The 24,555-nt window shown below is 59.4% G+C and carries 22 protein-coding genes; 6 read left to right on the top strand and 16 right to left on the bottom strand.

Annotated elements, in window-relative coordinates:
* The 6 genes from rpsK to MWU38_RS01410 all read left to right on the top strand — a co-directional run bounded on the left by rpsK (position 1) and on the right by MWU38_RS01410 (position 5,332).
* On the top strand, positions 1-390 hold the full coding sequence (rpsK, locus tag MWU38_RS01435) for a 30S ribosomal protein S11 (protein WP_007164597.1): 390 nt from the start codon (positions 1-3) through the stop codon (positions 388-390).
* Between the two features lie 127 nt (positions 391-517).
* Entirely contained in the window at positions 518-1,573 is a 1,056-nt protein-coding gene (locus MWU38_RS01430; RefSeq protein WP_247270059.1) for a DNA-directed RNA polymerase subunit alpha, read from the top strand.
* A gap of 94 nt (positions 1,574-1,667) precedes the next feature.
* Positions 1,668-2,102: a 50S ribosomal protein L17 gene (rplQ, locus tag MWU38_RS01425; RefSeq protein ID WP_247270058.1), complete on the top strand. Its 435-nt coding sequence runs from the start codon at positions 1,668-1,670 to the stop codon at positions 2,100-2,102.
* A 90-nt stretch (positions 2,103-2,192) separates the two neighbouring features.
* Positions 2,193-3,575: a serine hydrolase gene (locus tag MWU38_RS01420; protein WP_247270057.1), complete on the top strand. Its 1,383-nt coding sequence runs from the start codon at positions 2,193-2,195 to the stop codon at positions 3,573-3,575.
* A 184-nt stretch (positions 3,576-3,759) separates the two neighbouring features.
* Positions 3,760-4,284 (top strand): hypothetical protein, encoded by a 525-nt coding sequence (locus tag MWU38_RS01415; protein ID WP_247270056.1) that lies wholly within the window; start codon positions 3,760-3,762, stop codon positions 4,282-4,284.
* Between the two features lie 145 nt (positions 4,285-4,429).
* Positions 4,430-5,332 (top strand): hypothetical protein, encoded by a 903-nt coding sequence (locus tag MWU38_RS01410; protein WP_247270055.1) that lies wholly within the window; start codon positions 4,430-4,432, stop codon positions 5,330-5,332.
* 12 nt (positions 5,333-5,344) lie between these two features.
* Here the strand turns inward: MWU38_RS01410 and MWU38_RS01405 are convergent, their stop codons facing one another.
* The 16 genes from MWU38_RS01405 to MWU38_RS01330 form a co-directional block, all read right to left on the bottom strand.
* A complete protein-coding gene (locus MWU38_RS01405; protein WP_247270054.1) occupies positions 5,345-6,052 on the bottom strand; it encodes a trimeric intracellular cation channel family protein in 708 nt (235 codons plus the stop codon).
* Positions 6,052-6,747: a hypothetical protein gene (locus tag MWU38_RS01400; protein WP_247270053.1), complete on the bottom strand. Its 696-nt coding sequence runs from the start codon at positions 6,745-6,747 to the stop codon at positions 6,052-6,054. The genes MWU38_RS01405 and MWU38_RS01400 overlap by 1 nt, the downstream gene beginning before the upstream one ends.
* A gap of 24 nt (positions 6,748-6,771) precedes the next feature.
* Positions 6,772-8,130, bottom strand: a complete 1,359-nt coding sequence (locus tag MWU38_RS01395) for an amidase family protein (RefSeq protein WP_247270052.1) — start codon at positions 8,128-8,130, stop codon at positions 6,772-6,774.
* 66 nt (positions 8,131-8,196) lie between these two features.
* Positions 8,197-9,033: a hypothetical protein gene (locus tag MWU38_RS01390; protein WP_247270051.1), complete on the bottom strand. Its 837-nt coding sequence runs from the start codon at positions 9,031-9,033 to the stop codon at positions 8,197-8,199.
* Positions 9,033-10,451: a dihydrolipoyl dehydrogenase gene (gene lpdA, locus MWU38_RS01385; RefSeq protein WP_247270050.1), complete on the bottom strand. Its 1,419-nt coding sequence runs from the start codon at positions 10,449-10,451 to the stop codon at positions 9,033-9,035. Before lpdA ends, MWU38_RS01390 begins: the two co-directional genes overlap by 1 nt.
* Before the next feature lie 115 nt (positions 10,452-10,566).
* Positions 10,567-11,346, bottom strand: coding sequence for a class I SAM-dependent methyltransferase (locus MWU38_RS01380; RefSeq protein ID WP_247270049.1), 780 nt, complete (start codon positions 11,344-11,346; stop codon positions 10,567-10,569).
* A 4-nt stretch (positions 11,347-11,350) separates the two neighbouring features.
* Positions 11,351-12,571: a 2-oxoglutarate dehydrogenase complex dihydrolipoyllysine-residue succinyltransferase gene (gene odhB / locus MWU38_RS01375; protein WP_247270048.1), complete on the bottom strand. Its 1,221-nt coding sequence runs from the start codon at positions 12,569-12,571 to the stop codon at positions 11,351-11,353.
* Between the two features lie 33 nt (positions 12,572-12,604).
* Positions 12,605-15,433, bottom strand: a complete 2,829-nt coding sequence (locus MWU38_RS01370) for a 2-oxoglutarate dehydrogenase E1 component (RefSeq protein ID WP_247270047.1) — start codon at positions 15,431-15,433, stop codon at positions 12,605-12,607.
* A gap of 64 nt (positions 15,434-15,497) precedes the next feature.
* A complete protein-coding gene (gene sucD, locus MWU38_RS01365; protein ID WP_247270046.1) occupies positions 15,498-16,388 on the bottom strand; it encodes a succinate--CoA ligase subunit alpha in 891 nt (296 codons plus the stop codon).
* 2 nt (positions 16,389-16,390) lie between these two features.
* Positions 16,391-16,861: a hypothetical protein gene (locus MWU38_RS01360; protein WP_247270045.1), complete on the bottom strand. Its 471-nt coding sequence runs from the start codon at positions 16,859-16,861 to the stop codon at positions 16,391-16,393.
* 166 nt (positions 16,862-17,027) lie between these two features.
* Entirely contained in the window at positions 17,028-17,990 is a 963-nt protein-coding gene (mdh, locus tag MWU38_RS01355; RefSeq protein WP_247270044.1) for a malate dehydrogenase, read from the bottom strand.
* 243 nt (positions 17,991-18,233) lie between these two features.
* Positions 18,234-19,982, bottom strand: coding sequence for an EAL domain-containing protein (locus MWU38_RS01350; protein WP_247270043.1), 1,749 nt, complete (start codon positions 19,980-19,982; stop codon positions 18,234-18,236).
* A 349-nt stretch (positions 19,983-20,331) separates the two neighbouring features.
* A complete protein-coding gene (locus tag MWU38_RS01345) occupies positions 20,332-21,285 on the bottom strand; it encodes a Coq4 family protein (protein WP_247270042.1) in 954 nt (317 codons plus the stop codon).
* A gap of 127 nt (positions 21,286-21,412) precedes the next feature.
* Positions 21,413-21,724 (bottom strand): hypothetical protein, encoded by a 312-nt coding sequence (locus MWU38_RS01340; protein WP_247270041.1) that lies wholly within the window; start codon positions 21,722-21,724, stop codon positions 21,413-21,415.
* Between the two features lie 221 nt (positions 21,725-21,945).
* Positions 21,946-23,436 carry a cell wall hydrolase gene (locus MWU38_RS01335; protein WP_247270040.1) on the bottom strand — a complete coding sequence of 497 codons (1,491 nt, stop codon included), beginning with the start codon at positions 23,434-23,436 and terminating at the stop codon, positions 21,946-21,948.
* Positions 23,437-24,276: 840 nt separating this feature from the next.
* Positions 24,277-24,555, bottom strand: a 279-nt coding sequence (locus tag MWU38_RS01330) for a hypothetical protein (RefSeq protein ID WP_247270039.1), incomplete at its 5' end; no start/stop codon positions are given.

Below are 24,555 nucleotides of genomic sequence, written 5' to 3'. Positions count from 1 at the left end.
ATGGCACGCGAACCTGGCAAAGTAAGGCGCCGCGACAGAAAGAACATCACCTCTGGTGTTGCTCACATCAACGCAAGCTTCAACAACACGATGATCACCATCACCGATGCACAAGGCAATGCGATCAGCTGGTCTTCTGCTGGCATGATGGGCTTCAAAGGCAGCCGCAAATCCACCCCGTACGCAGCGCAGGTCGCGGCGGACGACGCTGGCAAGAAAGCGGCTGAACACGGCGTACGTACGTTGGAAGTTGAAGTGAAGGGCCCTGGCTCAGGCCGTGAGAGCGCGCTTCGCGGTCTTGCAGCTGTTGGTTTCAACATTACTTCTATCCGCGATGTGACGCCGATCCCGCACAACGGTGTGCGTCCTTCCAAGCGTCGCCGGGTCTAATCCACCGACGCTGATCCCATTGAGGAGTGGCGGCCGCTGCTCCTTCAACGGGTCCACAAATGCTGACGAGCGCTTTGGGCCCGAACTTTAAATCAACCCGCTAACGTAAGCGACTTAGGGGAAATCCATGTCCGTCAATATGAAGAACTGGCAGGAATTGAAGAAACCCAACGCTCTCGAAATTAAGGAAGGTGGCGACAAGCAGCGCAAGACCACTTTCGTCGCCGAACCGCTCGAACGCGGCTTTGGTCTGACTTTGGGCAACGCGCTGCGCCGTGTGCTTTTGTCGTCGCTTCAGGGCGCGGCAATCACCTCGATCAAGATTGAGAACGTGCTGCACGAATTCTCGTCGCTCGCAGGTGTGCGCGAGGACATCACCGACATCGTCCTCAATGTAAAGCAGATCGCACTCAAGATGGAAGGTGAAGGACCAAAGCGTCTTCAGCTTTCCATGACTGGTCCGGCTGAAGTCAAAGCTGGCGACATTGCTGTAACCGGCGACATCGAAGTGATGAACAAGGACCTCGTCCTTTGTCACCTCGATGAAGGCGCGACGCTCAACATGGAGCTGACCGCTGACGTTGGCAAAGGTTACGCTCCGGCTGTTCAAAACCGTCCGGCTGACGCGCCTATCGGTCTGATCCCAGTGGACTCGCTCTATTCGCCTGTCCGTCAGGTCAGCTACAAGGTCGAGAATGCACGTGTTGGCCAAGAGCTCGACTACGACAAACTCAGCCTCACCGTCGAAACCGATGGCACGGTGACCCCGGAAGATGCCGTGGCTTATGCCGCTCGCATCCTTCAGGACCAACTCACTTTGTTTGTCCACTTCGAAGACGGTATTCCACAGCCGCAAAGCGCGATGATCGGTCAGGCAGCGACCCCGCAAGAGGACGATGCCAACCAACTCAACCGTTACCTTCTCAAGAAGGTCGACGAGCTCGAGCTTTCGGTGCGTTCGGCAAACTGCCTCAAGAACGACAACATCATCTACATCGGCGATCTGGTCCAAAAGACCGAAGCCGAGATGCTGCGCACGCCAAACTTTGGCCGCAAATCCTTGAACGAGATCAAGGAAGTGCTCTCAAGCATGGGTCTGCGCCTCGGAATGGACATCCCCGGATGGCCACCTGAGAACATTGAAGAAATGGCCAAGAAGCTCGAACAAGAGCTTTTGGGCTAAGCCTTTTGGCTAAATTGGGTTCCGGCGGCGCACCTTAAGCGCCGCCAGTACCGGGCTACCTGATACGGGCCCCTTACAAACAAGGGAAATACAAATGCGTCACGGAATTTCACAGCGTAAGCTTTCGCGTAAATCGGGCCACCGCAAGGCTCTCTTCCGCAACATGTCGGCGAACCTCATCAAGCATGAGCAAATCATCACGACCCGCGCGAAGGCGAAAGAACTGCGTCCTTACATCGAGAAGCTTGTGACCCTCGCCAAGCGCGGTGGTCTTTCAAACCGTCGCCTCGCGATGAGCAAACTTCAGGATGAAACTCAGCTGAAGAAGCTCTTCGACAATCTGGCTGAGCGTTACAAAGACCGCGATGGTGGCTACACCCGCGTCATCAAAGCTGGCCCACGTGCAAGCGATGCCGCTGAAATGGCTATCATCGAATTCGTCGATCGCGACGAAGATGCACGTGGTCTGGATTCAGGTCCGGACATGAGCCAGATCGACGAATATGCAGAAGCGGAAGCAACTGCATAAGCGCGTCGAGCAAGAGACAGAAAAAAGGGCCCGTAGGAGCGATCCTGCGGGCCCTTTTCTTTTGAGGCCACAGGCTTACGGTATGCGGGTATGAAAAAACTCATCCTAGCCGCCGCCGCTCTTGCTCTCAGCACCTCAGCCAATGGACAAAGCGCCCAGGAACGCCTCGACGATCGCTACGATCTCGCGTTGGCTGCCGGATACAAGGCTTTGTTCCTTTGCGGAGCCATTGCCAATGCGGAAGCGACCGGGGCGGCGCGAAGCGAGGATAGCGTCCACCAGTGGGAATTGAGCGGCGTCTATTCCGCCATTGATCCGATTGTACGCGATCTTGAATACCGCGTGATGCGCGGCGGTGATGGCTACGTCGCCCATGTCGAAGTCGATTGGGCCGATGATATGCCCGCGCGCTTTGCCGAAGCGGAATGGAAGAGCGGTTGCAGGCTTGCGCCCATTGGTCTTACGCCGAGCATGCCGGAGACGATGGGGCCGGGCGCGGCGATCTCCAGTTCTGCGACCGCCTATGCGGTCGGCGCCGAAGATGCCGCATTGGATGATCGTCTCGACCACCTCTTCGATGACGCATTGGGTGATGCCTATGGAGACGGTGCTCGCACAACGGCAGTTCTTGTGCGGACCACCGACGCAGAAGGATCACGCTACAAGGCCCCCTATGGTCCGCATACGCCTCAACGCACGTGGTCCGTCGCCAAAAGCATCGCGGCGACGCTTGTCGGCGCGGCGGTGCACAAGGGGCAGGTCGATGTAAACGCGCCGCTGGTGCGCGATGAATGGCGCTGGGATGCGCGGCGGCAGATTACTGTTGACCACCTCCTGCGGATGGCATCGGGGCGATATTCCGACACGCCTGGCAACCGCACTGATCCCCTCTACGCTGGCGGCGCTCTGGTCGAGGAAGTCGCGACCGATTGGCCGCTCATCTACAAGCCGGGCACGCATTACCGCTACGCCAATAATGACACGCTTATGGCAGTGAAAGCGGTGACGGACCGGTATGAGGACTTCGATCCTGCGCAATTCTTCGAAGCTGTTGGCATGGAGCATACCGTTGCCGAAACGGATTGGGCAGGGGATTACATCCTCTCCAGCCAGGTGTGGTCGACCGCGCCGGACCTGGCCGATCTGGGAGAGCTTTACCTCAATGATGGCCTGCTCCCCAATGGCACCCGTATCCTGCCCGAGGGCTGGCTCAACTACGTCTCGGACCCTAGCGGCCCGCAGCCAGAGGGGCGCAGTTGGGGCTATGGTGCAGGCTGGTGGCTCCTCAATAAGGAGGAGGGCATTCCCGACGACACCATCCTTGCCGCGGGCAACCGGGGCCAATACATAGTGGTCGTGCCGTCCCGCGATGTGGTCATTGTGCGCCGCGGAGAGGACATGGTGGGCACCCGCTTTGACATTGTCGCCTTTGCCCGCGATGTGCTCGAGGCGCTGGAGAAACAGGGCGGTTGAAGACCTTTAGTTGATGAAACACCTGCGTAGCGCGGATTGAGCGAATTTACGTTCACAAAAACCGCCCTTAACCTGAACATCCCCTGCAAGGCTTGCTCAGAATCACCTCATATTTGTTCATCTAAAAGGGTTTCACAGTGAACGGGAATGGTCCCGACCACTGGAAAACCCGAGGATGAATCCAATGACTAAGCTCACCCAAAATATCACCAAGGGCACGCTCGGGACTGTCGCGGCTGGCGCGATGGCCCTGGCGTCCGCTTCTCCTGCCATGGCTGACCGTGGCCGCGACCGGGGCATCGACGCAGGCGACGTGATCGCAGGCGCCGTTGTTATCGGCGGGATCGCCGCTCTTGCCGGCGCCTTCGACAAGGACCGCAACCGCGATCGCCATTATAACAACCGCAATTACAACACCGGCTATGCCTATAACCGTGGCCAAGGCCAGCGTGCGATTGAACGCTGTATCCGCGTGGCCGAACGTCAGGCCCGCCGCTTCGGAGGCTATCGCTACGCCGATGTGACCCAGATCCGCGATGTTGACCGCACCCGTTATGGCTGGCGCGTCAAGGGCCGGATGGAAGTCCAGGGCTTGCAAGGACGCGGCTATGGCTATGGCAATCGCGGATATGATCGCGGCAAATTCACCTGCCATGTCGACGGACGCGGCCGTCCACAGGTCGACTTCAGCTCCATTCGCGGCCTTTGATGCGCGCGTCTTGGCAGCTCACCTTTAACCTTTAACCCACCAAGGCGGTTCAGGCTTGCGTAAGCCTGGGCCGCCTACCTATGTTAGATACATAGGGGCGTTTGGTGGGCGCACCCTTTCGACTGACAACAACAGGAGGGAGCATATGGCTCACCAAAACCGAATTGCTGGCAAAAAGGGGGCTTGGGCAAGCCTTCTGGCCGCATCATCTCTCGCATTCACTCCGGCACAGGCGCAGGCCGCCGAAGTGGCGCCCGTTGGAACCGCCGGATACGCGACCGGATTTATCGCTCAAACCACTGCTGGCAGCACGGGCGCGACCGCTCTTGATGCGCTTGGTCCAAAGGCCCCCGGCGCGGACAATGTGCAGGAATATGGCCGCTATGGCTGGCGCCGTGGCTGGCGCGGCTATCGTCACCGCCGCGGCGTTCGCGCGGGCGATGTGATCGCAGGTGTCGCAATCCTTGGCGGGATCGCCGCGATTGCCAGTGCCGCGAGCAACAATCGCCGCCGTGAACGTGAGCGCGAGGTCGTCGTGGTAGAGCGCGAACGCGATTATCGCTATCGGCCCGAAAATCGTCGCAGCACCGTGCGTTCAACCACCAGCGGCTCTGGCATCGACAATGCGGTGTCCATGTGCCTCAATGAAATCGAGCAGGATATCCGCGTCGACAGCGTCGATGGCGCAAGCCGCGTGGGCACTGGCTGGATCGTGACCGGCTCGCTTTTCGATGGCTCGGGCTTCTCGTGTCAGATTGACAACTCGGGCAACATCTCGGGCATCGACTATGGTCGTGCTGGCGGTGTGTCATCGCTTGGCAGCGGCCAGAGTTTTGCCTTGGCTGGCGGGCGCGCAGAAGGACAACTGTCCGACGACCGTTACGCCAATGCGCGTGCAGGAGTTGGCGGCACGACGCGCCCTGACCTTTCGATTGATCCGGCAGATGCGGGCGGTTCTGACGCTCCGCAGATCGCGATCAATCAAGAAGATGACCGGCTCCCCGCCTATCCGGGCGGTCCGCTTCCAGGCGAAGAGTTCCGCGACTGATCGCGTGCAAATTTAATCCTTTACGGATGAGTTGGGGGAGGGCGCTTGCTCTCCCCTTTCTTTTTGGCCCCTTTCTCTTTGGCCTTCTTCCACTTCGGATTTGCCGTAACTGGGCAGACCCCATTCAAATCGAATGGCTGCTGCGCGCAAGGTGAAGCCCGCAACGAAGGCTGCAATCCAGATCGCCCAATTGCTTACGCCAACCGGCAGGAGCATGGCGGCGACCGTCATCACGGAACTAAGCGCGGCGGCGGTCACGTAAAGCTCTGGCTGCATGATGATCGAGGGGCGGCCAGCGACCACATCGCGAATGACGCCGCCGACACAGCCCGTGATCACACCCATAAGAGCAGCGGGAACGGGCGGAATACCATAGGCAAGCGCCTTTGCACTGCCGAGCACGGCATAGGCCGCAAGTCCCAGCGCATCGGCGTAGTCGAGCAGCTTCCCGTCCCACCATCTGACCGGCGTGAACCACACGATGAGCGCGGTGCCAAGACACACCGCCGCCACATACGGGTCCTGCATCCAGAAGACCGGCGCATCGATCAAAAGGTCGCGTACGGTTCCCCCGCCAACCCCTGTGACCAGCGCGAAAAAGCCCATGGTGACAAATGTCTGCCGCTCACGCGCTGCGACCAGCGCGCCGGACAGCGCAAAGACCGCAATTCCCGCAAAATCGAGCCAGTCGAGGATCGGGGTGAGGACGGTTTCATCCATTAGCTGAACGCCTTGTTTCGCGATTTGCGGCGACGAAACATGAGGATGCAGCCAAGCGTGGCTCCGGTAAGCGAGAGGCCGGCAAACAGGATCAGGATCGGGTGGCTTGTCGCCTCGCGCTCGGACAGGTCCATAATGTGAAGGCCCCACATGAAATCGAACCAGCGCCACCACTGCGTGCGCACCGCTTCGATCTCTCCGGTGTCGCGCCCGACGTAGATATGGGTCGCATCTTCAAGCGTGACTTGCCAGACGGGGCGCGGGCGGCGAAAATCGAAGGGCACTTCGTCTGCCTCGAAAAAGCGCACCGATTTGACCTTATCCCCGCCGATGATGCGATCTGCGACAATGGCGCGCGCTGTGTCGGCGGTTACGGCTGCGATGGGTTCGCCGCTGGCGTAGTCGATGCGCGTGACCGTGCCGTCAAGCGTGGTGAGCAGCGCCACCGCGCGGCCTTCCTGCATGACTAGGCGCATATCTTTGAGCCCTGCATCACTGGTCGCAAACGCGCTGCCCTCGATTACGAGGGGTGCCTCTTCTACGCCCACGCGCAGGTGTTCACCGCGCACCTCCTCGATGGGTTTGATCGTCATGAACAGCCCGCTGGCAAGCCACATGACGATGGGAACACCGACAAGCCAGCCAAGCCAGACGTGCCATTTGGCAAGGAGCGGCATATTTGAATTCTTAGCCATAGGCGGCCCCATGGCGCGGGCGCGCTAGCTGTGCAAGATATTCCCGATGGCCTGCGCTGCCGCGATACAATCAAGGTCGCTCATCAAAGGCCCCATGATCTGCATCCCGCATGGAAGCTCGGCCCCTTGGTGTGTGCCAGAGCCAATGGGCAGCACGCTTGAGGGCAAGTGCGGGAAGGTCGCGATCCCTGCCCATGCAAGGCCGGATGCGCCGGGCACCTCTTCGCCATTGATCCGCATCGGCTGGTCGAACGCGCGTTTGTCGCTGTGCTCAATGGCGAGCACGGGGGCAGGGGGCGCAATGACAAAGTCATAAGTCTCGAACAGGGCGGCCCACTGCGCCTGATTGGCGCTTTGCGCATCGAGCAGGTCGAACCAGTCGGTGGCACTTGCCCGCCTGCCGCTTGGCGAAGGCGCGCCTCTGGCCATCGCCACATTGAGCATCATCATGTAATCGTCGAACTGCTTTTTCAGATCGGGCAGAAGGTCGCTCTTCCGGTCCACGGTGACGCCCGCCTTCCCAAGCGCCTCGATCGCGGCCTCGGTGGGTTCGGCAACGCTTTGGTCGACGGGTGCACCGGGATAGTCTGTGACAGCAAGGATGCGGCAATCCTTTAGGGGCCTGGATCGCCGCGTCAGCGGGTATCGGCTCGTCACCTGCATCATTGCAGCCAGATCCTGCGGATTGCGTGCGAGCGGACCGGCCACTGAAAGGATGCCGTCGTGGGCAGCGATGAAGCCGTCTTGCTTTGCCATTTGCGGGTGATCGTGCCCGGCTTTGGAGATGATCCCCCAAGTGGGCTTATGCGCCCATACACCGCAAAAATGCGCAGGAACGCGGACCGATCCGCCAATATCGGTGCCAAATTCCATCGGCACCATGCCAGAGGCAACCGCCGCCGCGCTTCCTCCCGATGAACCACCCGGCGAGCGGCCCGTGTCATGAGGGTTGTTTGTGCGACCATAGACCGGGTTGAAGCTCTGCCAGTCGGTGAGATCGACCGGCACATTGGTCTTGCCCACGATGACGGCTCCGGCCGCTTTCATACGCGCGACAAGCTCGCTGTCCCTGGGCGCGATGTAATCGGTGTGTTCCTTGTGCCCCCAACAGCTTTGCAGGCCCGCCACATCGAAGCTTTCCTTGACCGTCATCGGCACACCGAACAGCGGCTGGTCACCCTTGGGGCCGGCTTGATGCATCGCCTTGGCTGTCTCGGCTGCGCGTTCGAAATCGGGCACGGCAAGCGCGTCGATCTCTGCGTCGAGCTGCTCGATGCGCGTAATTGCCGCATCCACGGCCTCGGCCACAGACAGTTGCCCGCTGCGAATAGCCGCCGCTGTTTCAAGCGCGCCGGGCTTATCGGTCAGTTTCGGATATACCATTTTGTGTGTTCTCTCCCTCTCCTGGCGAAGGGGTCTAACCCATCAACGGTCCACAAAGAAGTGGACTCAGCCCGGTTTTCGCGCTGCTCCCCCGAGCGCAAGTCCAAACCCGAGGATCGGCGCCGCCCCATACGCGACAAGCACGAATGGATAGCTCGCCATAAGCCCGGTGAGGGAGAACCCCGCCAGCGCCCCTGCCAGAGCAAACCGTTCCGCAGGCGGGCGGGGCAGGGCTTTGAGGATCAGGAGAAATGCGATCAACAGGCTCGATATGAGCCAGAGGGCAAGCCATGGAGCGACCACGATAAGATCGGCGATGAGCCCCTCGACGAAAGGCTGGGGCGGCAGTCGGCCGCGCACGGCGGCTGAAAGACCGGCTGCAAAGCCTGCAATCGCGGTCACGCCCAGCTTCCAGTCGAGCCATGCAAAATACAGCCCCACGCTCGCCAGCATGAGCGCGAAGGACGAGGCTGCATCGGGCTGCAAGAGGGAGAGAAAGATCGCAGCGAGCAGGACGGGCGCGGCAAAGGGGCGATCACGCGCGGCAAGGCACGCGATCAGCGGGATCGTCAGCGAACCCACGTGCAGCGATAGCCCGCCGGCAGCGACCCACCGCTGGACCCCGTTGACATCCGGCCCGAGGATCAAGGGCGCAGCGAGCAGTATAAGAAGCGCCAACACAACCGCGCGGCGTATGTATGGCGCACGCGGCACCGGGACAAAAGCAATCGCGGCGAACCCTGCTGCAAGGGCCGCCGCGTTCACAATCATATAGTTTTGCGGTGCGCCAAATAGCGCGAGGAAGACCAGCCCCGACAAGGTGGGCACGCCAAGGGCGAGCATCGCGGCAATGCGCAGCCTTAGCCACGACATCCCGCCAGAGCTCGCCCCATCGCGTGCCATCACATATGGATAGGCTTGCCCTGAACCGCCATCGCGGCTTCCTTAAACGCCTCGGCGTGGGTGGGGTGCGCGTGGCAGGTGTAGGCGATGTCTTCGGACGTTGCGCCAAATTCCATCGCTTGCGCGGCCTGTGCGATCATCGTGCCCGCAAGGCTGTTGATCATCCAAACGCCCAGAACGCGGTCGGTTTCCGCATCCGCAATGACTTTCACAAAGCCGTCGGTGTCGCGGTTTGCCTTGGCGCGGCTGTTCGCCATCATCGGGAATTTGCCGACCTTGACCTTGGACTTGTCGCCGCCCGCTGCCTCAATCGCCTGTTCGGTGGTTAGGCCAACGCCTGCGATTTCCGGCGTGGTATAGACCACGTTCGGGATTACATCGTGGTTCACAATGCCGGTTTCGCCAGCGATATTTTCAGCCACGGCAACGCCTTCATCCTCGGCCTTGTGGGCGAGCATCGGGCCGGGGACCACATCGCCAATCGCCCAGATGCCATCAACGCTGGTGCTGAAATCGTGATCGATTTCGATCTGGCCGCGATTGTTCACCTCAAGGCCGGCCTTGTCGAGCGCAAGGCCATCGGTGTTGGGACGACGGCCAATGGAGACGAGCACATGGCTTGCCTCCACAGTCTGCTCATCCCCGCCTTCGGCTTTCTCGATGGTGAGATTGACTGTCTTGCCCTTCACCTGCGCACCCGTGACCTTGTGGCCAAGCATCCAGTTGAGGCCCTGTTTCTTGAAGATCTTGTTCGCTTCCTTGCGCACTTCCTCGTCCATGCCGGGGAGGATCTGCGGCAGGAATTCAACCACGGTGACCTTCGCGCCAAGGCGACGCCAGACCGAGCCAAGCTCAAGGCCGATGACACCGCCGCCGATGACGACAAGGTGCTCTGGCACTTCGGAAAGCTCAAGCGCGCCGGTGCTGTCAACGATGCGACCGGCTGCGTTATCGACCTCGACACCGGGGAGAGGCGTGACGGAAGAACCCGTTGCGATCACGATGTCTTTCGCGGTGACGGTCTCATCACCCACTTTGACACTATGCGCATCGACGAAAGAGCCGAGACCTTTAAGCCATGTGACCTTGTTCTTTTTGAACAGGAACTCGATGCCGCCGGTAAGATCGCCCACGGCATTGCGCTTTTCGGCCATCATTTTCGACAGGTCGAACGTTGCCTTGGCATCAATGCCCCAGGTTGCAAAGTGACCGCCCTCGGCCTCTTCAAACAGTTCGGAGGCATGAAGCAGCGCCTTTGACGGGATACAGCCCACGTTGAGGCAGGTTCCGCCCAGCGTCTCGCGGCTTTCCACGCAGGCCGTCTTGAGGCCCAATTGCGCCGCGCGAATGGCAGCGACATAGCCGCCTGGGCCAGCGCCGATAACAAGGCAATCGTAGTCGTATGAAGTGTCAGCCATGGTTCGTCTTGATCCCGTTCGTTTGGCTAAAGATGTGATAGCGTGAATTTGAATCTCTTTGGTATCTAGGCACTTTGATCCGGTTTCGCCATTGCTGTTTTTGGCGAAGAAGTTGTCATTTTGTGCGCCGCAGATGCCAGTAAATGCCGATTGTGACGTATTTTTCCAATGCTGAAAACGCGGAAGGAAGGAGCAGTGCCTTCATCGCGATCTGTTTGAGCGGGTGTGTGGCGACGTTTCGGCGGGCCGAGACAATCTCGACCGGTAGGCCTTTGAGGCTGCTGCGAAAGTCGGCAGGTGTTGCGCCATTAAAGCCAAGCTCTTGGATCGTCTCGGGCGAATTGCCTTCGTCATCAACGAGGCGGTCGAGAAAGGCGCGGTTGCCTCGCGCAAGATGCGCCCATGGCCTGCGCGTTTTGATCAGCCGGTGATGCCCGAAGGGCGAGTGCCACAGGGGCGAAAAACCGATGAAGAGATCGCCGCCGGGCTTGGCGTGATTGACCAGCGCGGCCAGCGTTTCGCGCAGGTCCAACACGTGTTCCATGACATTGCACGAGGTTATGATATCGGCGGGTTCAAGCGATTGTTCGCGAATATCGCCGCACACGAATTGGGCTTTATCACCCCATTGGTCAGCATGTTTGGCCTTGGCAAAGGCAATGTAATCCGGGTTGATGTCGATCCCGCACGCGCTTTTGGCTCCCGCCTCAAGCATGGTGTGCACCATCCCCCCGCGCGCGCAGCCAAAGTCGAGCACGTGCTTGCCCGCCACATCTGGCAATCCCCCAAACCGCGCCCAAAATTGGGGCAGGGTTTGGGTTACCGAGTGGTTATAGCGGCGCCTGTTGAATTCGGCGTCGAAGCCTGTTTGGTCGGTTGGGGCAATGGTCCCCATGGCCTTACAGATCAATCAGCATCCGGGTCGGATCTTCGATCGCTTCCTTGATGATCTTAAGCGCCGTCACAGCCTCGCGGCCGTCGATCAGACGGTGGTCATAGCTCAGCGCAATATACATCATCGGACGGATCACGACCTCGCCATTGATCGCAACAGGGCGATCTTCAATGCGGTGAAGACCCAGCACTGCGGACTGCGGCGGGTTGATGATCGGGGTCGACATCAACGATCCGAACACACCGCCGTTGGAGATGGTGAACGTGCCGCCGGTCATATCGGCCATGGTGAGCGTGCCGTCCTTGGCGCGCTTGCCGAAGTCAGCGATGTCTTTCTCGATGCGGGCAAAGCCCTTGTCCTGGCAATCGCGGATCACAGGGACCACGAGGCCGTTCGGAGCCGATACGGCGACCGAGATATCGACATAGTCGTGATAGACGATCTCATCGCCTTCGATATAGGCGTTGACGCTTGGCACGTCTTTCAATGCGAGGCACGCAGCTTTCGCGAAAAAGCCCATGAAGCCCAGACGGATGTCGTGCTTCTTGGCGAACATATCCTTGTATTTGGTGCGCGCTTCGATGACCGCGCTCATGTCCACATCGTTGAACGTGGTGAGCAGCGCCGCCTCTTCCTGAGCGCCTTTGAGACGCTTGGCGATGGTCTGGCGCATACGGGTCATCTTGACGCGTTCTTCGCGGCGTTCGCCGGCTGCGGCTGGCGCTGGAGCTGCTGATGCTGCGGGCGCAGGAGCCGGTCCTTTGTCCTTGTTCTTGGCCGCTTCGAGCACATCTTCCTTGGTGATGCGCCCGCCTTTGCCGGTGCCCTTGATCGTCGATGGATCGACACCGTGCTCAAGAACCGCGCGGCGGACCGCCGGGGACAAGGTCTGCGATGCGTCAGAGGAACCCTCGGCGTTTGCCGAAGATGCCGCCGGAGCAGGTGTGTCTTCCTTGGCCGCAGCAGGCTTTGACGCAGGAGCGCCTTCACCCTCTTCGACGATCGCGAGAACAGCGCCGACTTCGACAGTGTCGCCTTCGGCTGCGCGGTGTTCGCTCAAGATGCCTGCAACAGGCGAGGGCACGTCAACCGCGACCTTGTCTGTTTCAAGCGAGCAGATCGCTTCATCGACGGCGACCGCGTCGCCCGGCTGTTTCAGCCATTCCCCGATGGAGCCTTCTGTGACCGATTCACCCAGAACCGGGACTGTGATTTCTGTAGCCATTTCGAGTAATCCTAAATTTGAATCGGCGTAAAATTATTCAGCAAGACCAAGAGCTTCGGCAACAAGGCGGGCTTGTTGTTCAGCGTGGCGTTTGGCAAGACCCGTGGCAGGCGAAGCCGATGCCGCGCGCCCGACGTAGAAAGGCCGCATTCCGAAATGGCCGCCCAGTTCGAGCGCCTTTTCGATCTGGTTTTCAACGAAGAACCACGCGCCGTTGTTCTTGGGCTCTTCCTGACACCAGATGACCTCTTTGAGGTTCTTCATCCGGCTAAGGCGCAGGCCCAAAGGCTCGCCCGGGAAGGGGTAGAGCTGTTCGATGCGGATGATCGTGATGTCGTCGATGCCTTCTGCATCGCGCTTCTCGATCAGGTCATAGGCGACCTTGCCCGAACACAGGACAACGCGCTTGATCTTTTCATCGGCGGGGCTGTCCGGCTCCATCGAAGGGTCGGACTTGATCCGCTTGAATTGCCAGTCGCCGAGGAATTCCTCGCGCGAGGATTTCGCCATCGGGTGACGCAAAAGCGATTTAGGCGTCATGATAACGAGAGGCTTGCGGAACGGACGCAGCATCTGGCGGCGCAGCACGTGGAAGTAGTTGGCAGGCGTGGTGATGTTGCACACCTGGATATTGTCGCTCGCGCACAATTGCAGGAAGCGTTCAAGGCGAGCCGAGGAGTGTTCTGGCCCCTGACCTTCGTAACCGTGCGGCAGCAGCATCACGAGCCCGTTTGCGCGCAGCCATTTGGCCTCGCCCGCCGCGATATACTGGTCGATCATGATCTGCGCGCCGTTGGCAAAGTCGCCAAATTGCGCTTCCCACAACACCAGAGACTTCGGATCCGCCATGGCAAAGCCGTATTCGAAGCCGAGCACGCCGTATTCGGAGAGCGTGCTGTCGTAGACCTCGAACTTGCCGTGGGGCAGGGTGGTGAGGGGGATGTATTTGTCTTCGGTTTTCTGGTCGACCCACACCGCGTGACGTTGCGAGAAAGTGCCGCGGCCTGAATCCTGACCCGACAGGCGAACGCCATATCCTTCCATGACGAGGCTGCCGAAGGCGAGCGCTTCTGCGGTGGCCCAATCAAAGCCTTCGCCGCTTTCGAACATCTCCGATTTTGCCTTGAGCACGCGGGCAAGCGTCTTGTGGATGTTCACATCATCGGGAACGCTCGTCAAAGTGCGGCCCAGCGCGTCAAACGCCTTGCGCTCGATTGCGGTTTCGATGCCGCGGCGCGCGGTTTCGTCATCGGCCGGCTTGTTAAGGCCGGTCCAACGCCCGCCGAACCAGTCCGCCTGATTGGCCGAATAGCTCTTGGCCGCCTCGAACTCTTCTTCGAGCAGGTCGACAAATTCCTGCGCAACACTCGCGCGGTGGCCTTCGTCGATCACGCCCTCTTCGATCAGGCGCTGTTCGTAAACGCGGCTGACCTTGGCGTGGTTCTTGATCTTGTCATACATCAACGGCTGGGTGAACTTGGGCTCGTCGCCCTCGTTGTGGCCAAACCGGCGATAGCACCACATGTCGATCACCACATCGCGGTGGAAGGTCTGACGGTATTCAATCGCCAGCTTGCACGCGAAGGTCACCGCTTCGGGATCATCGCCGTTGACGTGCAGGATCGGCGCCATCACGCCTTTTGCAACATCGCTTGGATAGGGCGAATTGCGCGCAAACTTTGGCGAGGTGGTAAAGCCGATCTGGTTGTTGATGATGAAGTGGATGCAGCCGCCCGTGTCATAGCCGTTGACGCCTGACAGGCTGAGGCTTTCCCACACGACGCCTTGACCCGCAAAGGCCGCATCGCCGTGGATGAGGACGGGCAGGACCTCTTTCTTCGAGGCCAGATCATCGCGGATCGCCTGCTGCGCGCGCACCTTGCCCAGAACCACCGGGTTCACCGTTTCGAGGTGAGAGGGGTTGGGCGTGAGCGACATGTGCACGCTAATGCCGTCGAATTCGCGGTCGGTGCTGGTTCCGAGGTGATATTTCACATCGCCCGAACCACCCACATCTTCGGGGTTGGCGGTGCCGCCGGAAAATTCGTGGAAGATAACCTTGTATGGCTTGGCCATCACATTGGCGAGGACGTTCAAACGCCCGCGGTGCGCCATGCCGTAAACGATTTCGCGAACGCCAGCCGAGCCGCCGTGCTTGATAACGGCCTCAAGCGCCGGGATCATGCTCTCGCCGCCATCAAGGCCGAACCGCTTGGTCCCGACATATTTCTTGCCGAGAAATTCCTCGTAACCTTCGCCGCGAAGGACAGCAGCGAGGATCGCCTTTTTACCCTCTGGCGTAAATTCGATCGTATCGCCGGGGCTTTCGAACTTGTCCTGAAGAAAACGGCGTTCTTCGGTGTCGGCGATGTGCATGTATTCAAGGCCGACATTGCCACAGTACACTTCGCGTAGCCGTTTATGGAGCGCGCCAATCGTGGTCCACTCCATGCCAAGAACATCGCCGACATAGACCTCTTCGTTTTCCTTGCCGTCAAGACCATGGAAGGCGAGGGTGAGGTCGGCGGGATCGCCGCGTTTCTGGCTGATGCCCAGCGGGTCGAGATTTGCCGAAAGATGCCCGCGCACGCGGTAAAGCCGCACAAGGGTCATCGCCTTGTTCGACAGGTCCGATGCGTAACGCAGTGCCTCTTCGTCGGTTGGCTTGCCCGCTGCTTTTGAAGCGGATTTGACCGCCTTTTCGACCTCCAGACGCATCTGCGTCGGGTCCATCGCGCCGGTCAGATCGGCGCCCGCATCGGCGACTTCGCTCATCCATTTGGGATTGCCCCAGGACGGGCCCGGTTGGGGGCCTTCCTGATCGATCATTTCAGGGATGAAACTGGCGGTCTCTTTGTTCATGAGCTTTGTCCTGGGGAGGAGGAACGGGGCGTTCGGCCATTTTTGGCAAAACGCCCCTGTAGTTTTAGGCCATTTCTTTCAGCATGGCATCGAGCGTGGTGCCCAGTTCTGATGGCGAAGGCGAAACGCGGATGCCCGCGTCTTCCATCGCTGCGATCTTGTCTTCTGCGCCGCCTTTGCCGCCGGACACAATCGCGCCGGCGTGGCCCATGCGGCGGCCCGGAGGCGCTGTGCGGCCTGCGATAAAGCCGACCGTTGGCTTGGAGCGGCCCTTGGCGGCTTCTGCTTTAAGGAATTCCGCCGCTTCTTCTTCAGCCGAACCGCCGATTTCGCCGATCATGATCATCGATGTGGTTTCGGGGTCATCAAGGAAGAGGTCGAGCACGTCGATAAAGTTGGTGCCGTTCACAGGGTCACCGCCAATGCCGACTGCTGTGGTCTGGCCAAGGCCAACCATAGTGGTCTGGTGCACGGCTTCATAAGTGAGCGTGCCGGAACGCGAAACAACGCCGACCGAACCCTTCTTGAAGATCGAACCCGGCATAATGCCGATCTTGCACTCATCAGGGGTCAGAACGCCGGGGCAGTTCGGACCGATGAGGCGCGATTTGGAGCCTTTAAGGGCAGCCTTGGCGCGCACCATATCGAGCACGGGGATGCCCTCGGTGATGCAGATGATGAGCTCGACTTCCGCGTCAATCGCCTCACAAATCGCGTCTGCTGCGAAGGGTGGGGGGACGTAGATGCAGGAAGCAGTCGCGCCCGTTGCCGCTTTCGCTTCGGCTACGGTGTTGAACTGCGGAATGCCGATATGCTCGGTTCCGCCTTTGCCCGGCGTCACACCTGCCACCATTTGCGAGCCGTAATCGAGGGCCTGCTGCGTGTGGAAGGTGCCGGTGTTACCGGTCATCCCTTGCGTGATGACCTTGGTGTCTTTGTTAATCAGGATGCTCATTTCTATTTCTCCACCACTTCGCGAAGCCCAAAAAGCACGCGATCTCCTATCAAGTATCGGTTGGATTTCATGACGTTGAACTGCAGTACAAACACAGTGCCGTCATCACCGGTGACGCGCCACTCCGGCTTGTAACCTTTGTTCGGCTTGCCGTTCTTTTTAACTCTATCCGTTTCGTTGTCGGGCGCACCACCAAGGGCCACCATCAGCGCGGCTTCGACCGTTTCGTTTTCTGGCAAAGCATCGACGAAAAAGTTCACGTTGCATTGGGTGAAATCGTATTCGAGCACTTGGTCGGTTTGCGAAACGACCAATCCGGGGCCGCTTGCAATCAGCATATCAGATGGCGAGGCCTTCCTTGCTACTGCAATGTCGCTGATCGAAACCTGCAGCCCCTCATCATTCGCAACCTCGGATACGCCTGCCTGCTGACCTTGAGTGTTGACGCAAAACTTCACGAATGCGTCAGCCATGTCTGTGGCCACAAAAGTTTGCGGCGCTGGCGGAGAGTTTCCTCCGCCAGCCAGACCAAGTTCCATTGGCCGCCCTCTGTCATCACGCCACATTGCTCCATCCTGAGCAAATAGCGCAGATGGCATCACGGCAAGTGCTCCGGGAATTACGAGAGCGGCGAGGACCTTACGCAAGGCTGCTATCCAGGCCCTTACACGCCTCAAGCAGCTCTTCGACTGCGTCGGTTGAGACTTTGAGGTTGGCTTTCTCTTCGTCCGAAAGCTCGATTTCGACCACTTCCTCGGTGCCGCCTGCGCCGATCACTGTCGGAACGCCGACGTAAAGCCCGTCGAGGCCGTATTTGCCTTCGACGAAGGAGGCGCAAGGAAGGATGCGCTTCTGGTCGCCGAGATACGCTTCGGCCATCGCAATCGCCGATGTGGCGGGCGCGTAGTAGGCCGAACCATTGCCGAGCAGGCCAACGATCTCGCCGCCGCCCTTGCGGGTGCGGTCTACGATTTCGTCGATGCGGGTCTCGGAGACGCCTTTGATCTTGGCGTAATCGTCAACCGGAATGCCGTTCACCGTGGTGTAGCTTTTCACAGGAACCATGGTGTCGCCGTGGCCGCCAAGCACGAAGGCGTTGACGTCTTTGACGCTGCAATCGAACTCCCATGCAAGGAAAGTCGCAAAGCGCGCGCTATCGAGAACGCCTGCCATGCCGACGACCTTGTTGTGGGGGAGGCCGGAGAACTCACGCAGAGCCCACACCATCGCGTCCAATGGGTTGGTGATGCAGATAACAAAAGCGTCAGGCGCATTGTTCTTGATGCCTTCGCCAACGGACTTCATCACGGACAAGTTGATGCCCAGAAGGTCATCGCGGCTCATGCCAGGCTTGCGCGGAACGCCAGCGGTGACGATCACAACGTCTGCGCCAGCGATATCGGCATAGTCGTTAGAGCCGGTGATCTTGGCGTCGAAACCCTCAACCGGGCCGCACTGCGACAGGTCCAGTGCCTTACCCTGCGGCATGCCTTCGGCGATGTCGAACAGGACAATATCGCCAAGCTCTTTCTTAGCGGCGAGGTGAGCGAGCGTGCCGCCAATCATGCCTGAACCGATAAGCGCGATTTTCTTGCGAGCCATAAAGGGGTGATCCTTCCCAAAAAGTCTTGCGGGACGGACATATCACACGAAGGAGCGTAAAAGGCGATTGTCCCAAGCCGCCAGACTCCGGTCTTTGGGCGGACCTAGGCTGGCATCAGGGTGATTGCAACCGTGAATAGGGCGCAAGTGCCATCTATCTTTGCAAACAGTTTGCAATTGCAATAAGCCTATGCGCAAACACCTAGTCTTTGCAATAGCTCGCCTTTAGCGGAAAGGATTGGCTCAGGCGCTCGCCCGTTGCCTGTCATCGCCGCGCTCTTGCGAGAGCAGCATGGCAGCAAGGTAATCGGGCACCGCGCGGCTGAAGTGATAGCCCTGGCCAAGGTTACAGCCCGCCGCGCGCACTGCGGATACCTGATCGGCGGTCTCGAGCCCTTCTGCGACAATATCCATGCCAAGAGTATTGCCCATCTTGGCCACCGCCTGAATGATCGCATCGCTCTTTTGCCCGGCCTGAGAGCCGGAGACAAAGCTGCGGTCGACCTTGATCTTGGAGAAGGGGAAGGAGTTGATATAGCTCAAGGAGGAGTAGCCCGTGCCGAAGTCATCGAGCGCAAAGCGCACGCCCATCTCGGACAGTTCTTCGATAAAGGCGGCCGTTGCGTGATTGTCCTCGATAAACAGGCTTTCGGTCACCTCAAGCTCAAGCCGGTGTGCGGGAAGGCCGGCTTCGCGAAGTGCGTTCTTGATCCCCAGAGCAGCGCCGGGCGCACGGATTTGCAAGGGCGAGAGGTTGACCGCGACCGTCACATCGTCGGGCCAGCTTGCAGCGATGCGCGCGGCCTGAACCGTGATCCAGTTGCCAAGCGTGACAATGACGCCGGTTTCTTCGGCGACCGGGATGAATTCGTCCGGGCGAAGCTCGCCCTTGTCCGGGTGGAACCAACGCACCAGAGCCTCGAACGTCTTGATCTTGCCGGTTTCCAGATCAACGATCGGCTGGAAGAAGATCGAAAGCTCGTCACGCTGGATCGCGGTCCGCAGCTCGGCTTCGATCTCGCGTCGGCGCACAAGGTCGCGGCTCATGGACGGCTCGTAGAAACACGTCTGGGCACGCCCGCCCACCTTGGCATGATAAAGCGCAAGGTCGGCGCGTTGCATAAGCTGCTCGGCATCTTCGGTGTCATCGGGCAAAAGCGCAACGCCCAACGACGCGCGGATCTCAAGCAACTCGCCATCAATGCGCATGGGGCACATGATCTCGCAGTGGATTTCGCTCGCGATAAGCTCTGCGTGTTTGAGGCCATCAATCGGGCACAGCACGATGAACTCGTCGCCGCCAAAGCGGGCAACGGTGCTGCCGTCAGGCGTCACATCCTGAAGGCGCTGCGCCACGCCTTTCAGAACCTTGTCGCCTACAGGGTGGCCGAGAAGATCGTTGACCTCCTTGAAGCGGTCGAGGTCGATCCAGATAAGGGCCAGCTTGGATTCTTCGGTGAAATTCTCCATCGCCCGCGCCAAGGCCTGGTTTAGTCCCGCACGGTTCGCAAGGTTGGTGACCACATCGGTGTGGGCCTGAATTTCCATCTTGGTCGCAAGCAGCGCATTGGCATTGGCAGACGCAATGGAGTCGCGCAGTTCGCTGAAAATGCGCCGGGTGATAACCGATTGGGCAGTGATCAACAGGAAGATTGTCAAGCCAAGTGCAGCATATGCGATTTGCATCGTCCAGAATGAGGCAACTGCAATAGGGATGCATGAGAAGGTCAATTGGCCAATAGCAATGATCGGACGACCTGCATTGCGCGCAGAGACGCCGACCCCATAGCCCAGCGCATTGGCAACCATCAGCACCTGAACCTGCGATACGGCATCGACCAAAATTGTGAAGGCAGCGGTCGTTCCAAGCGCCAAAGCGAAGCTGAATGCTCCTATTTCGTAGGTCAGTTCGAGCGTGGTCACCGAGTTGTCTTCGTCATCAGGCGACAGTCCCAAAGAGGCGACGATGCGCACGGCGGCGATGATAGCCAAAACAGCGGCCGCGAGCCAAAGACCTGGTAGTTGGGAAACCCAAGCTGCCGCCGAAGCCGCAGTGACAGTGGTCACCGCGCCAATAACGAGACTAAAAGGGCTGGAATATAGCGCTTTGACCAAGGTTCTGCGAACCACTTGATCAACCGCGTTCTCTTCTGGACGCCCTAACACAAGATATTTCAGCTTAAAGATGTGGTTCGTCCTGCTGCTACCCACGCAAGGGTCTACCCTCAAGAAGTCACAGAGTGGTTAACACCGGTTCTATGCCCTTTTGGCAAAGGACGGTTTACGCAGTAGCACTAGACGACCAACCCGCTGAGTGCGCTTTGGCGCGTTATGACCCTGATTAAGCCGGTTGCCGTCCAAGCAGGGCGTGAGGGTCAACGCCTTCGCCTTCCCATATATCGAGCGCCTGATGATAGGTCGTCGGCTCTAGGATATTGAGCCTTCTTCGAACTTCTTCGATTGGAAGCGGAAGAAGGTCGAGGATCGGCTGTTCGACGATGCGCTGGGTCAACCGGCCATTGCGACGCGCCTGGAGGAATGCGCGCAGAACCGGAGCTTTGGTCGGAAGCTTCATTTTCATGAGGAGTGTGCCGAGCCAGCCTAGGAAGAGGTGCCCTGGGCTGGGGCGTTGGTCAAAGAGAAACGCAAGGAGGCATTGCTCCCCCAAAGTATCGCGCCCATAGCCTGTCAAGACATGGAGAATATCGTGGGTGTCGCGGAGCCGGTTATTGTACCATTCAATGCCATCTTCAAGAATAGCGCTATCCTTGCGATATACGTTCGCCTCTTCGATTAGTCCCGCAGCGGTCAGCCCCTCGGATTCCATGAAATTGCAATAGATATCGGCGAAACTGCCTTTTGGCATCTGCCTCAAACGTGCGTGATCGTCTAGAATATCGGGAAGATATGGCTCGGTCTGGTAAATGTGTTTGCCCCGATCAGTGGCAAGGAATGCGGCTGCTTCCTCACCGACTGCACGCCAGGGCATGGAGTCGAGAACGCCAAACAGTTCGTCGGTACGATCCTTGTCTTTCACAAGGATGCGAAGGTGTTTCCAACCTTTCCCAAAATCGAACTTCGGACGCACGCGGTCAGGGTGATTGATCGGAAGCGTTTCAACGCCAGTCGGCGTGATGCGGGAGATGGTATCTGGCGACATAACGCCGCCTTCATTGTCCCCGGCATGCTGCAAAAGGAACGAAGACGCACCTGCGTCCTGTCCCTTAGTTTCGCTCTGCCGCCCCTGTTTTTTCAGCAGGTCAGCGCCGTCGTTGAAATCTACCCGCGATGCCATGCGCAAAACGCTGGCGCAGGGCTGATTCTTTGTCAACGGCCGTTAACCTTGTGATAACCACCAAAAGCGCCGCAAACTGGCGGGTTCAACACCGATGCATCAGATCCCGGCGCGCTTGCTGAACGGTTCAGGATTGCCCCGAAACGCTTGCCGCAAGTCGCCGGTCAAGTGTTCGCGTAATACCCAGCCACCAGTCGTAAGTGTCACGATCGCCTTCGAAAAAGGCTTTTTCCGCCTGCGCGCGTGCTACTTTGGCAGCGCCCAGACCGTGCTGTGCAAAATGATGGAGCGCGGCGCGAAGCACCCGGTCAGCGGCTTCGCGACCTGGGCCATTGTCATTCGCCACATTGCTTTGCGCTTGTCTGAGAATTTTCTTTGCAGCCCCAGACTTTGCGTGGGTAAGTCCGGATGGCTTGGCCGGGGCAAAATGGATCGACATGGGGGCTTTTGTCCAAGTTTGGCAAAACTCTGACGCGAGGGTGGGGGCGTCGCGTCGGCTTGCTGTGATGGGTTACGAAGTACCCACGGAGCAGCTAAGGCTTTGTGTGAAACTAGGGTTGAGAGCGCGTTAACCCTGATCCTGGCCGAAGATATCCGGTGGGTCGCCCGGTGTCGGAAAAATGCGGGTTCGGGAGCTGCGGCGGGACGCACCGACTGCCTCTAATGCGAAGCGCCTTCTGGCGGTGTGTTTGCGCTCTTTTCCTTCCCCTCTAGGAGTTCGGAACGCGCAACATCGCTTTTCCATTGTCCGGCGCGCGAATAATCCTCGCGGACCTGGCCAACGGTGGATACGCTCGTGTCGCGTCGCACCGCGCCGGGTCCGGCAATCGCTTGGGCGGGCACGGCTGGCTCCTTGTAGGCCGGCGATGGGCTTCGCACATTGGCTGGTGCAGGCGCGGCCAGACTTACGTCCTGGACCGGCAAGCGCGGCGGGTTTTCGAGCGCGGGCAGGGCGGTGATGCGCGCCTCTACCCCCGGCTCGATCCCGGCATAGCTTTGCGTGAAAGCGCGCTTTTCGCCGCCCGCACCGCGATTGCGGTAGAAACGGTGCGCGCCGATGGTGCCGACGTGATCCAGGCTGGAGGCCCAATACGGGTTCACCCAAAGCGTGTGGTAATGCGTTGCGTGGCCAATCGGCGCGTAAACGCTTCCGCTCAGCGCTTCATTGGCGATGCTTTGTGCATCCTGCCAGGAACGCCCCTTGGCCTTGCGGCTGAGGCTCCCGTCGCAAGTGAAGCTGAACTGGCATCCTGTGCTGCGGTTGGACCCTTGATAGACCACACCGCACACGCTGCCCGGCCAACCCGGGTGCGCCACACGGTTCAGAACCACTTGTGCAACCGCGCGCTTGCCCGCCTCGCTTTCGCTTGCCGCTTCGTACCAGATCGCCTGTGCAAGGCAGTTGCTGGCGCGCAGGTGGCCGGTTCCGCCGTGGCTGAAAAACGGATTTGCTCTTGGTCCTGCGTCGATCAATTCGCCCAATTCATGACCCGCCTCTCCCGTCTTGGGCATGGTCGCATCAGTCGAGGGCAGCGCGATCAGCGTTTCGCGCGGCGGATCGGCAAGGAAGAAAAAGGCAGAGCCCGGAAAGCTCATACCCGGCTTTTCAAATGGCATGGCAGGATTGCGGGCGAGCGCCTCGCGAAGCTGATCGCTTACCATTTGCGCCTCGGTCGGCGCATCGCCGGGAAGTTTGCCAAGGTTCTGCGCGGCTGCGGCAACCGCTGGCACTGCAACAATCGCAAGCAGCGTCATCGCGCGCGCGCCGGGCGTCCAACCCGGTTTTGCCGGTTTGGGTGCAGGGCTCGCCTCTTCGGCGCGTGTCGGAGCGTGTGTTTGACGCAGTATAGAGCGTTTCCGCGCTGCGGATTTTACCAGCGGCTCAGGCGCATTGTCGCTGCGAAAAATCGGCCTGTCGAAACGCAACGGTTCGCCAGCGCCCGATGCAGCTGCCGGTGAAGGCATGGCCGGTTTTTTGGGCAGGGCATTCCTGAAGACCGGGACGTGCGGCTGTGCGATCTCTTCAAAGTCTGCTTCGACCACTTTCTTTGCGTAAAAGTCAGCCGGATCGAACGGTGTCGCGGCGCTTTTATCGGGGCGTGTTTCATTGGGCAGACAGATCACCGCAGGGGTGCGTCTTCCAAATGGCATGCCGCGTAAAATGCGGCGGCCCAAGAGTTTCCTGATCAAAGTCATAGCGCGCATTGGCGCGTAGCCTGAGAGGTGTTCGATGGGGAGCGAGTTGCAAGGGTGTGTCCCGCAACCGCACAGCAACGGCAAATTCGTTAACGTGACGGTTTTGGCAGGTTGGCCTGATCGCCATTCTGACGACGGGCCGGATCGCCCGAAGGCGTGGGTGAGGGTGGTACCGGGCTGATGCATCACGCTTTAAAGGCAAGACAGGGGCGCCGGGTGCAGCGACGAACCTTCTTACGAGCGATAACACACCAGCCCGGAGCGGCGGGTTAGGAGCGCCGCATCTCAATAACTCGATTTTGCCTGCGACAGGCTTTCGTTGCGACCCGAAGAGCCTCACCGACAAGATGTGTCAAAGAGAGGAGCATGTGATCGCGGATTTTACAAAACGGCGACACTTAAGAATTCCTGTAGGGGGGGTATTCAGCGGCAAAACCTTGCGCGTTGTCAATGGGTTGAGAAAGAGCCGTGTCGTCGATCTTAGGTTCGTAGAAGTGCCATGGTCCTAGCTGGCCGACCAGTTAACACGCCTTAATCTGCGACAACGGCGGCGCGAGGTGCAAGTTGATTCGCCTCCACTTCGGAGGGGACGTTTGGAAAGCGGATTGCACCGCCACTTCTTTAGCTTCGTCAGGTGCGGATCGGGGACTGCCCGCAAGAGAAGGTTACTGCGAACACACGGCGCACCATGGCCCCGCTGTCGCACGTGACCGAGAGGCTGTGTTGATTGGCTTTTGGATTTGGTGAGGCGGCTTGCGCCCAGCGCCTGATGCGCGCTTCGGGTCTCAGGCCCGGTCAGCCAAACACTTCAGCGTGAAACAGGTCCATCGGGGCGATCGCCGCGGCGGGCATTGTCGCCGCGCTGCTTGCTCCATCCGCATCAGGGGCAGGGAACCAGTTGCCGTATGTCTCTTCGCCAAATCCATTGGCGGTGAGATAGTCGATCACACCGCGCTCGTCCTGATAGTTGGCGTAGCGGATGTTGCCATCGGCCTCCATGATGGCGCGCAAGAATGCTGTGCCATCGGTGAGCGCGAAATACACCTCCTGCAACCCGTCACCATCATAGTCATC

This window comes from Qipengyuania sp. S6317L1, assembly GCF_023015615.1.
Classification (GTDB): Bacteria; Pseudomonadota; Alphaproteobacteria; order Sphingomonadales; family Sphingomonadaceae; genus Erythrobacter.
Note: the sequence above shows the minus strand (reverse complement) of the source record. Positions and strands in the feature narration are given on the sequence as shown.